The 13,921-nt window shown below is 71.3% G+C and carries 11 protein-coding genes and 4 tRNA genes; 7 read left to right on the top strand and 8 right to left on the bottom strand.

The annotated features are described in order from the left end of the window. The 3 genes from ACZ66Z_RS32550 to ACZ66Z_RS32540 all read right to left on the bottom strand — a co-directional run. Positions 1-1,921 (bottom strand): DEAD/DEAH box helicase (locus ACZ66Z_RS32550; RefSeq protein WP_469939217.1); only part of this gene is annotated, 1,921 nt, incomplete at its 3' end. 197 nt (positions 1,922-2,118) lie between these two features. Continuing rightward, the gene (locus ACZ66Z_RS32545; RefSeq protein WP_469939215.1) at positions 2,119-2,733 is read right to left on the bottom strand and encodes a hypothetical protein; all 615 of its coding nucleotides are present in this window, start codon (positions 2,731-2,733) and stop codon (positions 2,119-2,121) included. Positions 2,734-3,059: 326 nt separating this feature from the next. After that, the gene (locus ACZ66Z_RS32540; protein ID WP_030496497.1) at positions 3,060-3,410 is read right to left on the bottom strand and encodes a metallopeptidase family protein; all 351 of its coding nucleotides are present in this window, start codon (positions 3,408-3,410) and stop codon (positions 3,060-3,062) included. 104 nt (positions 3,411-3,514) lie between these two features. Between ACZ66Z_RS32540 and ACZ66Z_RS32535 the strand changes: the two genes are divergently transcribed. The 3 genes from ACZ66Z_RS32535 (at position 3,515) to ACZ66Z_RS32525 (ending at position 3,796) form a co-directional block, all read left to right on the top strand. Further along, a tRNA-Glu gene (locus tag ACZ66Z_RS32535) sits at positions 3,515-3,587 on the top strand. A 39-nt stretch (positions 3,588-3,626) separates the two neighbouring features. Continuing rightward, a tRNA-Asp gene (locus ACZ66Z_RS32530) sits at positions 3,627-3,700 on the top strand. A gap of 22 nt (positions 3,701-3,722) precedes the next feature. Beyond that, a tRNA-Phe gene (locus ACZ66Z_RS32525) sits at positions 3,723-3,796 on the top strand. A 113-nt stretch (positions 3,797-3,909) separates the two neighbouring features. On the opposite strand, the gene ACZ66Z_RS32520 is transcribed toward ACZ66Z_RS32525, so the two are convergent. The 3 genes from ACZ66Z_RS32520 to ACZ66Z_RS32510 all read right to left on the bottom strand — a co-directional run bounded on the left by ACZ66Z_RS32520 (position 3,910) and on the right by ACZ66Z_RS32510 (position 5,966). Next, the gene (locus ACZ66Z_RS32520; RefSeq protein ID WP_469939213.1) at positions 3,910-4,743 is read right to left on the bottom strand and encodes a cytochrome c biogenesis CcdA family protein; all 834 of its coding nucleotides are present in this window, start codon (positions 4,741-4,743) and stop codon (positions 3,910-3,912) included. Next, positions 4,740-5,501, bottom strand: a complete 762-nt coding sequence (locus ACZ66Z_RS32515) for a DsbA family protein (RefSeq protein ID WP_469939211.1) — start codon at positions 5,499-5,501, stop codon at positions 4,740-4,742. The genes ACZ66Z_RS32520 and ACZ66Z_RS32515 overlap by 4 nt, the downstream gene beginning before the upstream one ends. Before the next feature lie 63 nt (positions 5,502-5,564). Then, positions 5,565-5,966: a hypothetical protein gene (locus ACZ66Z_RS32510; protein ID WP_469939210.1), complete on the bottom strand. Its 402-nt coding sequence runs from the start codon at positions 5,964-5,966 to the stop codon at positions 5,565-5,567. A gap of 112 nt (positions 5,967-6,078) precedes the next feature. Here ACZ66Z_RS32510 and hrpA point away from each other — a divergent pair, with 112 nt between their 5' ends. The 3 genes from hrpA to ACZ66Z_RS32495 all read left to right on the top strand — a co-directional run bounded on the left by hrpA (position 6,079) and on the right by ACZ66Z_RS32495 (position 10,557). After that, a complete protein-coding gene (gene hrpA, locus ACZ66Z_RS32505) occupies positions 6,079-10,062 on the top strand; it encodes an ATP-dependent RNA helicase HrpA (RefSeq protein ID WP_469939208.1) in 3,984 nt (1,327 codons plus the stop codon). An 86-nt stretch (positions 10,063-10,148) separates the two neighbouring features. Continuing rightward, positions 10,149-10,222, top strand: a tRNA-Asp gene (locus ACZ66Z_RS32500). Positions 10,223-10,347: 125 nt separating this feature from the next. Then, the gene (locus tag ACZ66Z_RS32495) at positions 10,348-10,557 is read left to right on the top strand and encodes a DUF6274 family protein (RefSeq protein WP_469939206.1); all 210 of its coding nucleotides are present in this window, start codon (positions 10,348-10,350) and stop codon (positions 10,555-10,557) included. Between the two features lie 341 nt (positions 10,558-10,898). On the opposite strand, the gene bldC is transcribed toward ACZ66Z_RS32495, so the two are convergent. Then, positions 10,899-11,105 (bottom strand): developmental transcriptional regulator BldC, encoded by a 207-nt coding sequence (gene bldC, locus ACZ66Z_RS32490; protein WP_003949541.1) that lies wholly within the window; start codon positions 11,103-11,105, stop codon positions 10,899-10,901. Positions 11,106-11,688: 583 nt separating this feature from the next. Further along, positions 11,689-12,549 carry a DUF8083 family protein gene (locus ACZ66Z_RS32485; RefSeq protein ID WP_469939204.1) on the bottom strand — a complete coding sequence of 287 codons (861 nt, stop codon included), beginning with the start codon at positions 12,547-12,549 and terminating at the stop codon, positions 11,689-11,691. Between the two features lie 155 nt (positions 12,550-12,704). Here ACZ66Z_RS32485 and ACZ66Z_RS32480 point away from each other — a divergent pair, with 155 nt between their 5' ends. Next, positions 12,705-13,796, top strand: coding sequence for a Leu/Phe/Val dehydrogenase (locus ACZ66Z_RS32480; RefSeq protein WP_469939202.1), 1,092 nt, complete (start codon positions 12,705-12,707; stop codon positions 13,794-13,796). The last annotated feature ends 125 nt before the right edge of the window (positions 13,797-13,921 follow it).

Genomic DNA, 13,921 nt, shown 5'->3' with positions numbered 1-13,921 from the left:
AACCGCCGGACGGACGGTCGTTGTCACGACGCTCGAAGGAACGGCCACCACGGTCGTCACGGTTGAAACCGCCCGACGGACGGTCGTCACGACGGAAACCGCCGGACGGACGGTCGTTGTCACGACGCTCGAAGGAACGGCCACCACGGTCGTCACGGTTGAAACCGCCCGACGGACGGTCGTCACGACGGAAGCCACCGGACGGACGGTCGTCACGGCGGAAGCCGCCACGGTCACCGCCGCGGAAGCCACCGCGGTCACCGCGGTCGTCACGGTTGAAGCCACCGCGGTCACCGCGGTCACGGCGCTCGAAGTTGCCCCGCTCGTCGCGGAAGGTCGGACGCTCCTCGCGGCGCTCCTCGGCCTTCGCGGCGCGCTCGGCCTCGACGGCTGCGGCCGCGACCTCGGCCTCGGCGGCCTCGGTCACCTCGGCGACGGCGGCCTCCGGGTCCTCACCGCGCTCGCGGGCGGCGCGGGCGACCAGGCGGTCGGCCTCCTCGCGGAGCTCGACGGCACGGCGCTGGAGGCGCTCCAGCTGCTTGGTCAGGTCGGCGACCTCGCGCTCGGCCTGCTTGGCCGAGTTGTTCGCGGAGTCGGCCTGGACCTCGGTCAGCGAACGGGCGCCGGTGATCTCGGCGACCTCGGGGTCGAAGGCGCCTGCGCCGCCGACGATGTGGCGCGAGGCGTCGACGCCCGCGTCCTCCATCAGACGGAAGATCTGGCGGCGCTGGTGCGGCAGGGCCAGGGAGACCACGACGCCGGAGCGGCCGGCACGGGCGGTGCGGCCCGAGCGGTGCAGGTAGTCCTTGTGGTCGCCGGCCGGGTCCACGTTCAGGACCAGGTCGATGCCGTCGACGTGGATGCCGCGGGCGGCGACGTCGGTCGCGACGAGCGCGTTGACGTAGCCGTCCTTGAAGTCGGCCAGGGTGCGCGTGCGGGCGCCCTGGGTCATGCCGCCGTGCAGGGCGTCGGCCTTCACACCGGCGTCGCGCAGCTGCTCGGCGATGCGGTCGGCGCCCAGCTGGGTGCGGACGAAGATGATCGTGCGGCCCTTGCGCGCGGCGATGGCGGCGGTGACCGGGGCCTTGTCCTTCGGCTTCACGACGAGGACGTGGTGGGTCATGGTGGTGACGGCACCGGCGGACGGGTCGACCTCGTGCGTGACCGGGTTCACCAGGTAGCGCTTGACCAGGCTGTCGATCTCGTTCTCCAGGGTGGCGGAGAAGAGGAGGCGCTGGCCGCCGACCGGGACCTGGTCGAGCAGCTCGGTGACCTCGGGCAGGAAGCCCAGGTCGGCCATCTGGTCGGCCTCGTCGAGGACGGCGACCTGGACGTTCTCGAGGGAGCAGGCGCCGCGGTTGATGACGTCGCGCAGACGGCCCGGGGTGGCGACGAGGATGTCGACGCCGCGCTCCAGGGCGTAGATCTGGTTGCCCATGGACGTACCGCCGCAGACGACCTTCATCTTGAGGCCGAGCACGTCGCCGTAGGGCTGGAGGGCGTCCGCGACCTGCATCGCGAGCTCACGGGTCGGGGTGAGGATGACGCCGCGGGGCTTCTTCTTCTCGGTGTGGCCGTCCGCCAGGGTGGCGAGCAGCGGCAGACCGAAGGAGAGGGTCTTGCCGGAGCCGGTGCGGCCGCGGCCGAGGATGTCCTTGCCGGCCAGGGCGTCCGGGATGGTCGCCGCCTGGATCGGGAAGGGGGTGGTGACGCCGTTCTGCGCGAGCTTGCGCACGACGCCCTCGGGCAGACCGAGGTCGCCGAAGGTGATGGTGGGCTCGGCGGGCTCCTCGACGGAGTCCTCGGCGCCGGTGTCGTCCGCCTCGATCTCGACGATCTCGACGATCTCGTCGGCCTCTACGGCCTCGACGATCTCGTCGTTCTCGGGCATGACGGCGTGGTCAGAACTGAAAATGGACATGCGAAATGCGAAACCTTCCGGAGTCTCGGCACGCGCCCGTCAACTCCGTGATTTCGCAAACGACCGCCTCAATGCGGTCAGCCACGGCTAGGGAGAGTACGCGCCACACGGCGCTCTTCTGTGTCGGCGCCGGGCAATGGGATCAAACGATCTACCACCATACGCACCCTCCCGTACCTGTGGCAAATCGGACTACGTCACACCGGCCCGACCTGCGGGGACGCCGCCGGCTCCGTGGGTGCTCCCGGCCCGTCCGCCGCCCGCACGGCACCCATCTGGGTGTCGGTGCCGGAGGTCGGCGGATCGGTGGGGTTGGAGGTCGGCTCCGGGGTCGGCTCGGGCGTCGGGTTCGCGGTCGGCTCGGGCGTCGGCTCGGGGCTCGGCGGGGTCGGCTCAGGCGTGGGCGTGGCCCCGCCGCCCCCCTGGTCCCCGGTGCCCCCGCCGCTGTCGCCGCTGCCGCCGTTCCCGCCGCCCCCGTCGCCGCTCCCCCCGCCCCCGCCGGAGCCGCCGCCGGTGGCCTCGTGTCCGCCGGCGGCCGGCTGCGGCTTCGACGGCCCCCCGGACCCGCCGGGGCCCTCCACCGGCAGCACCGCGCCCGCCGAGGGCTTCACCGTGCCCGACGGCGAACCGCTCGGGACCGGGGACGCCTTGCCCCCGCCGGCCGCCGCCGGGCCGCCCCGTTCCGACCTGCCGTTCCAGGCCCCGCCGCTCCCGCCCTGGTCACCACCGCCGCCGTCGGCCTCGGCCGCCACGCCGTGCTTCCCCCCGGACGCGCCGGGCGCCGGCTCCGCCCCCTCGTCACTCACACTCATACAGCCGCTCAGACCGGCACAGGCCGCGACGGCCAGCGCGGTGGCGGCCCATCTCACCGGGGTGGGCAAATGGCGCACGGGGGGCACCTCCAGGACACAACGGGCAGGAACGGAACGCGTCGCCCTGCCCAACTCCCCGGGCACCACAAGGGACACGGCCCCCGCACGGCCGCCCGATCCGGCCGAAGCCACCCGATCCGGCCACGGCCCGCCCCGCTCCGATCCGGCCGCGCCCGTCAGATCCGGCCACGCCCCGCGCCCGCCCGGCCCGATCGCCGCCGCCGGGTCCCGGCCACGGACCGCACCCGTGCCCGCACCCGGCCCGATCAGCCGTAGCCGAGCGCGTGCAGCCGCTCGTCGTCGATGCCGAAGTGGTGGGCGATCTCGTGCACGACGGTGATCTCGGTCTCCGCGACCACGTCCTCGCGCGACTCGCACATCCGCAGCGTCGGCCCCCGGTAGATCGTGATCCGGTCGGGCAGCACCCCGGCGTACCACTCGCCGCGCTCGGTCAGCGGCGTCCCCTCGTAGAGCCCGAGCAGCTCGGGATCGTCCGGGGAGGGCTCGTCCTCCACGAACACGGCGACGTTGTCCATGAGCCGTGTCAGCTCCGGCGGAATCCGGTCCAGGGCCTCGGCGACGAGCTCCTCGAACTCCTCGCGCGTCATCTCCAGCACGGGCCCATTCTCCCCCGCCGGGAAACCGTTTTGGCGATAGCGGCCGGCATCCCATATGCTTCTCACGTCCCCGACGCACTGAGAAGTGCGCAGGTGAGCCTCTAGCCCTCATCGTCTAGTGGCCCAGGACGCCGCCCTTTCAAGGCGGTAGCACGGGTTCGAATCCCGTTGGGGGCACGCATTACCGTGTGCGAGACTAGTGATCGCACGAAGCAAGGTCCTGTGGAGCAGTTGGTTAGCTCGCCACCCTGTCAAGGTGGAGGTCGCGGGTTCAAGTCCCGTCAGGATCGCCGAGGTCGGAAACGACCTCGTGGCTGGGTAGCTCAGTTGGTACGAGCGATCGCCTGAAAAGCGATAGGTCGCCGGTTCGACCCCGGCCCCAGCCACAGAAGGAAGGCCCCGTTCGAAAGAGCGGGGCCTTCTTCGTGCGTCCCGTGCCCCCGTGCGCCCCGAAGGACGGGGGTACGGGAAAGGGGCCCGCGCCCCTTTCCCGTACCGCTCAGGCCTCCTCGCGCCGCCGCGCCCTGCGGCCCCGCACCGCGAGCACCGCCGCCACCGCCGTCACGACCGCGACGAGCAGCGCCCAGTCCGGCACCGAACGGCCCAGCGAGGCGACCCGCTCCTCCACGGCGAAGGAGTCGTCCACCGAGAGCAGGCCCGGCAGCGCGGTCGTCCCGTCGAAGACCAGGAAGAGGGCGCCGAGGGCGATGAAGAAGAGGCCCGAGAGCAGCGAGGTGGAGTGGACCTCGAAGCGGCCGACACGGAGCGGCCGGCCGCGCAGCCAGCGCCGCCGGCCCAGCTCGTACCGCTCCCAGAGCAGCGCCAGGACGAACAGCGGGACGGCCATGCCGAGCGCGTACACGGCCAGGAGCAGTCCCCCGTACGCCGGGCTGCCGCTCAGCGCCGCCACCGTCAGGACGCTGCCCAGGATCGGGCCCGCGCAGAAGCCCGCGAGGCCGTAGACCAGGCCGAGGGCGTAGACGGAGAGCGCCGAGGTGGGCCGGATCCGGCCGCTCGCCCCGGCGATCCGGCGGGAGCTGAAGCCGAGGCCGAGGATCTGGAGGACGCCGAGGCCGACGATCAGCCAGCCGCCGGCGGTGACGAGCAGGTCCCGGTGGCCGTAGAAGAACCGGCCGGCGAGGGAGCCGGCCGCGCCGAGCGGGACGAGGGTGGTCGCCAGGCCCGCGTAGAGGATGCCGGTCCTGGCCACGAGCTTCGCGCGCGTGTCGATCGAATACGCGAAGAAGGCGGGCAGGAGCAGGGCGCTGCACGGGCTGAGCAGGGCGAGGAGACCACCGAGGAAGGCGGCGAAGTAGCCGATGCCGGAGGTCACCGGCCGGCCTCCTTCGGGACGGTCTTCCCCGGAGCGGCCTTCGCCGCCGCCTCGATGGCCTCCGTGAAGGTCTCCAGGGGCTGGGCGCCCGCGATCGGCCGGCCGTTGACGAGGAACGACGGGGTGGAGGAGGCGCCGAGCTCGTACCCCTGCTCCTGGTCCTTCCGTACGGCCTCCCGGGCGGCCGCGCTGCCGCTGTCCTCGGCGAACCGGGCGAGGTCGCGGACGCCGGCCTCGGTCGCCAGGGCGGTCAGCCGCTCCTTCCCGAAGCCCTTCTCCTTGGCGCCCTCGGCGTAGGCGGCCCGGTGGAACTCCCAGAACCGGCCCTGCCGCCCGGCCGCCCAGGAGGCGCGGGCGGCGGCCTCCGACTCCTCTCCGAAGATCGGGAAGTTCCGCCACTCGATGCGCAGGGTGCCGTTCCCGACGTACTTCCTCACCAGGACGGGTTCGGTGTCGCGGGCGAACTTCCCGCAGTAGCCGCACTTGAAGTCGGCGTACTCGACGAGGACGACGGGCGCGTCGGCGCGGCCGAGGGCGAGCTTGTCGGAGGCGTCGCGGCGGGCGTACGCCTCCAGCTCGGCGTAGACGCCGGCGGAGGGGTCGGCGGAGACCTCGGCGACGGACGAGGAGCCGGAGGCGCCGGGGGACGAGGGCTTGGTGGCGGTGTACGAGACGACGCTGAGCAGCACGGCGGCCGCCGCGACCCCGGAGACGATCGCGATCGGCTTGGACGGGGAACCGGTCTTGGTCCTGGACATGCGGAAGCGCTCCTGGAGGAGGGGAGGAGGGAGGGAGAAGGACGGCGGGGGAGGGCCGTCCGCCTACACCCTCAGGACCGACAGCTCCACGGGGGTCGGCACGCGCGCGGGTGGCTCCCGGCCCGCCCGCGCGGCCGGGCCGGTCGCGTCCGGCCGCCGGGCCGCGGGCACCACCCGGTCGGCGACCAGGGCCGGCAGCAGCTCGGCGAAGCCGTGCGCGCGCGGCGGTACGACGGGGCTCGCGGCCCCCTCGTCGACGGCACGGCCCGGATCGCAGCCGGGCACGGCGCCACCGAGGACGACCGGGACGGCGGCGGCGACCGGGACCGGGCCCGGGACCGAAGCGGCGACAGGGGCAGCCGCGACCCGAACGCCGTCCTGAGCGGGGGTGCCATAGACCAGGAGGCCGACCACCAGTCCCAGGAGCGCGGCGAGCGCCGCCGCCGCGCGGCTGGTGCGGGACATGCGAAACCTCTCCGGTCCGGGCCAGATGCCCGGAATACTACGCACCGCGCCCCGCCCCCCTTCGTAAATGGGTTCGCCGCTTCTCGTCCGCAGGTGCGATCCTGGATCCCGTATGTCTACTTCCTTCGCCGCCCTCCAGTCCGTCCTGGCCGAGGTCTCGCTGCGGGACTCCCACCGGCTCGGCCGCCGTCTCGAAGGCGCCCGCCGCATCCGCAAGCCCGAGGCCCGCGCGGCCGTCCTGGACGAGATCGCCGCCGAGGCGGCCAAGGCCAAGGAGCGCGTGGACGGGCGCGCCGCCCGCGTGCCCGCGGTCACGTATCCCGAACAGCTGCCCGTCTCGCAGAAGAAGGACGAGATCCTGGAGGCGATACGCGACCACCAGGTCGTGATCGTCGCCGGTGAGACGGGCTCCGGAAAGACCACCCAGATTCCGAAGATCTGTCTGGAGCTGGGCCGGGGCGTCCGGGGCATGATCGGGCACACCCAGCCCCGCCGGATCGCCGCCCGCACGGTCGCCGAGCGGGTCGCCGAGGAGCTGAGGACCCCCCTCGGCGAGGCCGTCGGCTGGAAGGTCCGCTTCACCGACCAGGTGAACCCCGACGCGACCTTCGTGAAGCTGATGACGGACGGCATCCTGCTCGCCGAGATCCAGACGGACCGCGAGCTGCGCGCGTACGACACGATCATCATCGACGAGGCCCACGAGCGGTCCCTCAACATCGACTTCCTGCTCGGCTACCTGGCCCAGCTCCTCCCCAGGCGCCCCGACCTCAAGGTCGTGATCACCTCCGCGACCATCGACCCGGAGCGCTTCTCCCGCCACTTCGGCGACGCCCCGATCGTGGAGGTCTCGGGCCGTACGTATCCGGTCGAGGTCCGCTACCGCCCCCTCCTCGAAGAGGACTCGGAAGAGTCCGACCGCGACCAGATCACCGCGATCTGCGACGCCGTCGACGAGCTGCAGAAGGAAGGACCGGGCGACGTCCTGGTCTTCCTCTCCGGCGAGCGCGAGATCCGCGACACGGCGGACGCGCTGCTCAAGAAGAAGCTCTTCGACACGGAGGTCCTCCCCCTTTACGCCCGGCTCTCCCACGCCGAGCAGCACCGGGTCTTCCAGGCGCACTCCGGCCGCCGGGTCGTCCTCGCGACGAACGTCGCCGAGACCTCCCTGACCGTCCCCGGCATCAAGTACGTGATCGACCCGGGCACCGCCCGCATCTCCCGCTACTCGCACCGGACCAAGGTGCAGCGGCTGCCGATCGAGCCGATCAGCCAGGCCAGCGCCAACCAGCGCAAGGGCCGCTGCGGCCGTACGTCGGACGGCATCTGCATCCGGCTGTACTCGGAGGACGACTTCCTCACCCGCCCCGAGTTCACGGACGCGGAGATCCTCCGCACGAACCTGGCCTCCGTCATCCTCCAGATGACCGCCGCCGGCCTCGGCGACATCGAGAAGTTCCCCTTCATCGACCCGCCGGACCACCGGAACATCCGGGACGGCGTGCAGCTCCTCCAGGAGCTCGGCGCGATCGACCCGACCGAGAAGGACCCGAAGAAGAGGCTCACCCCGCAGGGCCGGAAGCTGTCCCAGCTGCCGGTGGACCCGCGGCTGGCCCGGATGGTCCTGGAGGCCGACAAGAACGGCTGCGTCCGCGAGGTCATGGTGATCGCGGCGGCGCTGTCCATCCAGGACCCGCGCGAGCGGCCGGCGGAGAGGCAGGCGCAGGCCGACCAGCTGCACGCCCGCTTCAAGGACGAGACCAGCGACTTCCTCGCCTTCCTCAACCTGTGGCGGTACGTCCGCGAGCAGCAGAAGGAGCGCGGCTCCAGCTCCTTCCGCCGGATGTGCAAGCAGGAGTACCTGAACTTCCTGCGCATCCGCGAGTGGCAGGACATCTACGCCCAGCTGCGGACGGTCGCGAAGCAGATGGGCATCCACCTCAACGACGAGGACGCGCCGGAGCAGTCCGTGCACGTGTCCCTGCTGGCCGGCCTGCTCTCCCACGTCGGCCTGAAGGACGTGAAGGAGTCCAAGGACGGCGGCCGGGATCCGAAGCGCGAGGGCACCCGGAACGAGTACCTGGGCGCGCGGAACGCCAAGTTCGCGATCTTCCCCGGCTCCGCGCTCTTCAAGAAGCCCCCGCGCTTCGTGATGTCCGCCGAGCTGGTGGAGACCTCGCGGCTCTGGGCCCGGGTCAACGCCCGGATCGAGCCCGAGTGGATCGAGCCGCTCGCGCAGCACCTGGTGAAGAAGACGTACAGCGAGCCGCACTGGGAGAAGGACCAGGCGGCCGTGATGGCCTTCGAGAAGGTGACGCTGTACGGCGTCCCGATCGTCGCCGACCGCAAGGTGAACTACGGGCGGATCGACCCGGAGGTCTCCCGCGACCTGTTCATCCGGAACGCGCTCGTCGAGGGCGACTGGCGCACGCACCACAAGTTCTTCGCGGACAACCGCAAGCTGCTCACCGAGGTGGAGGAGCTGGAGCACCGGGCCCGGCGCCGGGACATCCTCGTCGACGACGAGACGCTCTTCGACTTCTACGACAAGCGCGTCCCCGAACACGTCGTGTCGGGTGCCCACTTCGACTCCTGGTGGAAGCACAAGCGCCACGAGGAACCGGAGTTCCTCGACTTCGAGCGCGAGATGCTCATCAACGAGAAGGCGGGGGCCGTCACCAAGGACGACTACCCCGACTCGTGGCGGCAGGGCGCGCTGAAGTTCCGGGTGACGTACCAGTTCGAGCCGGGCGCGGACGCGGACGGCGTGACCGTCCACGTGCCGCTCCAGGTGCTCAACCAGGTCACCGACGAGGGCTTCGAGTGGCAGATCCCGGGACTGCGCGCGGAGGTCGTCACGGAGCTGATCCGCTCCCTGCCGAAGCCGATCCGCCGCCACTACGTCCCGGCGCCGAACTTCGCGACCCGCTTCCTCGACTCCGTGGTCCCCGTGCAGGAGCCGCTGGCGGGCGCGCTCGCCCGTGAGCTCCAGCGGATGGTCGGCGTGCCGGTGACGGCCGAGGACTTCGACTGGGCGAAGGTCCCCGAGCACCTCAAGGTGACCTTCCGGATCGTCGACGAGCGGCGCCGGAAGCTGGCCGAGGACAAGGACCTGGAGGCGCTGCGGCTGAAGCTGCGCCCCAAGGCCCGTCAGGCGCTCTCCAAGGCCGCCGCGGCGGCGACGGGCGGCCCGGACGGGTCCGGGCCCTCCCTGGAGCGCACGGGCCTGAGGGACTGGACGATCGGGACGCTCACGAAGGTCTTCGAGACCAAGCGGGGCGGGCAGCCGGTGAAGGCGTACCCGGCGCTGGTCGACGAGGAGGGGCCGGCGGCGGGCACGGTGGCCGTGCGGCTCTTCGACTCGGAGGCCGAGCAGGCGGTGGCGATGTGGCGGGGCACCCGGAAGCTGATCATGCTGAACATCCCGGTGAACCCGGCGAAGTTCGCCTCGGAGAAGCTGACCAACCAGCAGAAGCTGGCCCTGTCGTCGAACCCGCACGGCTCGATCCAGGCGCTCTTCGACGACTGCGCCACCGCCGCCGCCGACAAGCTGATCGCGGACCACGGCGGTCCGGCCTGGGACGAGGAGTCCTTCCGGAAGCTGTACGACGGGGTCCGCGCGGACCTCGTCGACACGACGGTGCGGACGGTGGGCCAGGTCCAGCAGATCCTGGCGGCCTGGCAGGCCTGCGAGCGACGGCTGAAGGCGACGAACAGCCTGGCGCTGATCGACAACCTGACCGACGTGCGCGCGCAGCTGGCCTGGCTGGTGCCGGCCGGCTTCGTCACCCGTACGGGTCTGAAGCGGCTGCCGGACCTGATGCGCTACCTGGTGGCGGTGGACCGGCGGCTCCAGCAGATGCCGACGGGCGTCCAGCGGGACACCACCCGGATGGAGAAGGTCCGGGAGATGCAGGACGAGTACGCCTGGCTCCTGGAGCAGCTCCCGAAGGGACGTCCGGTGCCGGCCGAGGTCACCGACATCCGCTGGATGATCGAGGAGCTGCGGGTGAGCTACTTCGCCCACGCGCTGGGGACGGCGTACCCGATCTCGGACAAGCGGATCGTGAAGGCGATCGACGCGGCGGCCCCGTAGGGCCCGGTGGTCCCGTGACCGGGACCTCGCCGTCGGTGAGTTCGACCAGACCCCCTGACCTGCTGTACAGTCTGTCTCGCAGCCAAGGTCCTGTGGAGCAGTTGGTTAGCTCGCCACCCTGTCAAGGTGGAGGTCGCGGGTTCAAGTCCCGTCAGGATCGCCTCTGCGAAGGCCCGCATCGTGAGATGCGGGCCTTCGTTGTGTTCCCGTGTCTTGACGGGGCCGCGCGGCCGCCGGTACCCCGGACATCAGGGGATCGGGGGCCCACACCGGAGGTGGTCGCGCATGGCCGCGGCGTCCGCAGCACGACACGACACCCACGCGCTGCTGCGCGCCCATCTGGCGGCCGCGTCGCGGTACGGGCACCTCACGGGCCGGTGCGCGGTCTGCCATCGCCTCCTGCTGCTCGCCATGGAGCTCCCGGAGCCCGAGGAGCCCGAGGAGCCCGAGGAGCCGGCGGACGCCGCCGAGGACGAAAGTCCCACCGACCCATGACCAACGGCGGGTTGGGCGACGTTCCGCGAAGTGGGAGGCTGTTCCTTGGCAAGACCTCGTCGGTGTGACGGGTGTCACTGAAAGCGTTTCAGAAACCCCTGCACTTACACCCTCCCTACAACACCCGGATTTAATATGTGCAATTGCACCACCCCGGAGGGAGTGTGGCGCCGGGCACAAAAAGATCGCGCTGGACCCGGCGGAGTCCAGCGCGATCGTTGACGGAGACCTGTTGGGGCAGGAGCCCGTCGGCAGTACTAGGGGTGGGCGACCGGATTGGGGGATCCGGAAGGGCCCGGTGTTACGGGGTGTTGCAGGGTTCTGCAGGGTTCTGCGCGGCCTCAGGCCTCGCTGCGCTGCTGCGGGATGCCCGCCAGCAGGGCACGAACCTCTGCCTCGCGATACCGGCGGTGCCCACCCAGGGTGCGGATGGACGTGAGCTTGCCCGCCTTCGCCCAACGGGTCACCGTCTTCGGGTCCACGCGGAACATCGTGGCAACCTCGGCGGGGGTCAGCAGCGGCTCGGCATCAGGGGTGCGAGCGGTCATGAGCGGCCTCCTCGGGAGAACCGAACCTATCTCGGTTCTTTCCTCTAAATTCTGCACCTTGACCCGCCATGCCCGAAATGGCAGAAGCGGGTCGAGTCGGTTATAGGACGAACGGCTTGTCCTCGGCACTACAACTACACCATCCGTCCAGCCGCGTCGGCCAAACCGATGGAATTGCCCTCGCAGGTGTTCATCAGCGGCGGAAGTCGACTGACCATGCCATAACGGACAGTCACGCCACTGTGACGATCAGTCACAGAGCGATCAGGAGTCCTCAGACCCCCCATAGAGTGCAATGCTGAGCGTTCCGCCCGAACTTGGGCGGAAGGAACCCTCCCCGGACTCCTTGTCCTATTTTGGCACGAGGGTGGGTGTTGGGCGCAAGGGTGCGTTACGTGCTGTCCGTCACGCTTGAGCCAAAGGCCCGGATCGGGACCAACGTCCTCACACCACCGGCGCAAAAGCCCCGGCCGCCCGTACGGACATCGAACCGGCCATCGAAACCGGCCACCGTCCCGAAGATCATTTACACCCGTCGGACATGTCTTGTCGATACCGACCTGACGAACTTGTCCGACTGGTGTCAGTTCGCGAAACGCAGGTCCCTGACGGCCCGCCAGCGCTCCGCGAGCCGCCCGTACACCTCGCTCGCCGCCTCGCCGTCCCCGTCCCGCAACGCCGCGATCCCCTCCGCCAGCTGGGCCGCCGACCGGTCCTCCGCCAGCCACCGGGCCGGCACCGCGTGCACCAGACCGCCGAAGTCCAGCTCCACGAGCGCCCGCGGATGGAACTCCTCCAGCCAGCGCCCCACCTCGACCAGACCCCGCGTCATCGGACCGTCGTCGATCGACTCCCGCAGCGCCTTGAGCGCCCGCGCGAGACGCCGCCGCGCCTGGGCCATCGTCGTCCGGTAGCGCAGCACCGGAGCGCGGCCCGCGACCGTGCTCCCGGGGTCTCCCGGCTCGTACTCCCGGTCCTCGTCCCCGAAGAGCGCGAACCAGCGCAGCGGCACGTGCCAGACCCCCGTGCGGATCCACGGCCGCGCGTCCGGGTTCCGGCTCAGCCAGCGCTCGTAGTCGCTCGCCACCTGGGCGCGCACCACCGGCGGCAGCATCGCGTCCAGCACCGCCGCCGGATACGGGCCGGCCACCAGCTCCTCCAGGGCCAGCCAACCGCGCAGCCGGGTCCGCCACGGGCAGATCACCACCACCCCGTCCAGGTGCGCGACGAAGGCCTCCCCGCTCTCGTGGACCGGCACCGGCACCGGCGGCGTCGGCAGCAGGTCCGCGAGCGAGCGGCGCAACTCCTCCTGCGCCCCCGGGACGCGCGACCGGCGCGCGTACCGCGCCCAGTGGGACCGCTCCGGCTCGGGGAACGCGGCCAGCGGCTCGTAGACCCGCAGGTAGGACGCGTAGGGAACGGGGACCGTGGGGGCGACCGACATGTCGCAGATCCTTCCACGGAGGTACCCCCGGAAGGGGTGATCCTCAGCACTGCGGCCGATCTACGCCCAGGTAGGACTTACCCTCGTGCCGAACTGGTCCTCCCCCACCCGCAGGGAGGGCCGAAACCGCCGCTTCGTACTTGGGAGTCACCACCGTGACCGATGTGACCGGCGTTCCTGGCGACGTACTGAACACCCTGTTCCACTCGGAGCAGGGTGGCCACGAGCAGGTCGTCCTCTGTCAGGACCGCGCCACCGGCCTCAAGGCCGTCATCGCCCTCCACTCCACCGCCCTGGGCCCCGCCCTCGGCGGCACCCGCTTCTACCCGTACGCCACCGAGGCCGAGGCGATCGCCGACGCGCTCAACCTGTCGCGCGGCATGTCGTACAAGAACGCCATGGCCGGACTCGACCTGGGCGGCGGCAAGGCCGTCATCATCGGCGACCCGGAGAAGATCAAGACCGAGGAGCTCCTCCTCGCCTACGGCCGCTTCGTCGCCTCCCTCGGCGGCCGCTACGTCACGGCCTGCGACGTCGGCACCTACGTCGCCGACATGGACGTCGTCGCCCGCACCAACCAGTGGACCACCGGCCGCTCCCCCGAGAACGGCGGCGCCGGCGACTCCTCCGTCCTCACCGCCTTCGGCGTCTTCCAGGGCATGCGCGCCGCCGCGCAGACCCTCTGGGGCGACCCGACCCTGCGCGGCCGCAAGGTCGGCGTCGCGGGCGTCGGCAAGGTCGGCCACTACCTCGTCGAGCACCTCCTGGAGGACGGCGCCGAGGTCGTGATCACCGACGTGCGCGAGGAGTCGGTGCGCCGGATCACCGACGAGCACCCGCAGGTCGCCGTGGTCGCCGACACGGACGCGCTGATCCGCGTCGAGGGCCTCGACGTCTACGCGCCCTGCGCGCTGGGCGGTGCCCTGAACGAGGAGACCGTGCCGTTCATGACCGCGAGCATCGTCTGCGGCGCGGCCAACAACCAGCTCGCCCACCCGGGCATCGAGAAGGACCTCGTGGAGCGCGGGATCCTCTACGCGCCCGACTACGTGGTCAACGCCGGTGGCGTGATCCAGGTCGCCGACGAGCTGAACGGCTTCGACTTCGACCGCTGCAAGGCGAAGGCGACGAAGATCTTCGACACCACCCTGGAGATCTTCGCACGTGCGAAGGCAGACGGCATTCCGCCGGCCGCGGCGGCCGACCGGATCGCCGAGCAGCGGATGGCGGACGCCCGCCGCCGCTGATCCGCGGGGCAGGACGGGACGGAGGGCCGGCCCGTCGCCGGGGAGACTTCGCTCACGCCTCCCGGCGGGTCGGCACTCCAGAAGAGGTTAAAATCGCGATTGACCAGCGAGGAAAGGGCACCTCG

The sequence above is a fragment of the Streptomyces sp. NPDC107498 genome (genome assembly GCF_055582805.1).
This window is presented reverse-complemented; position numbering and strand designations above follow the sequence as displayed.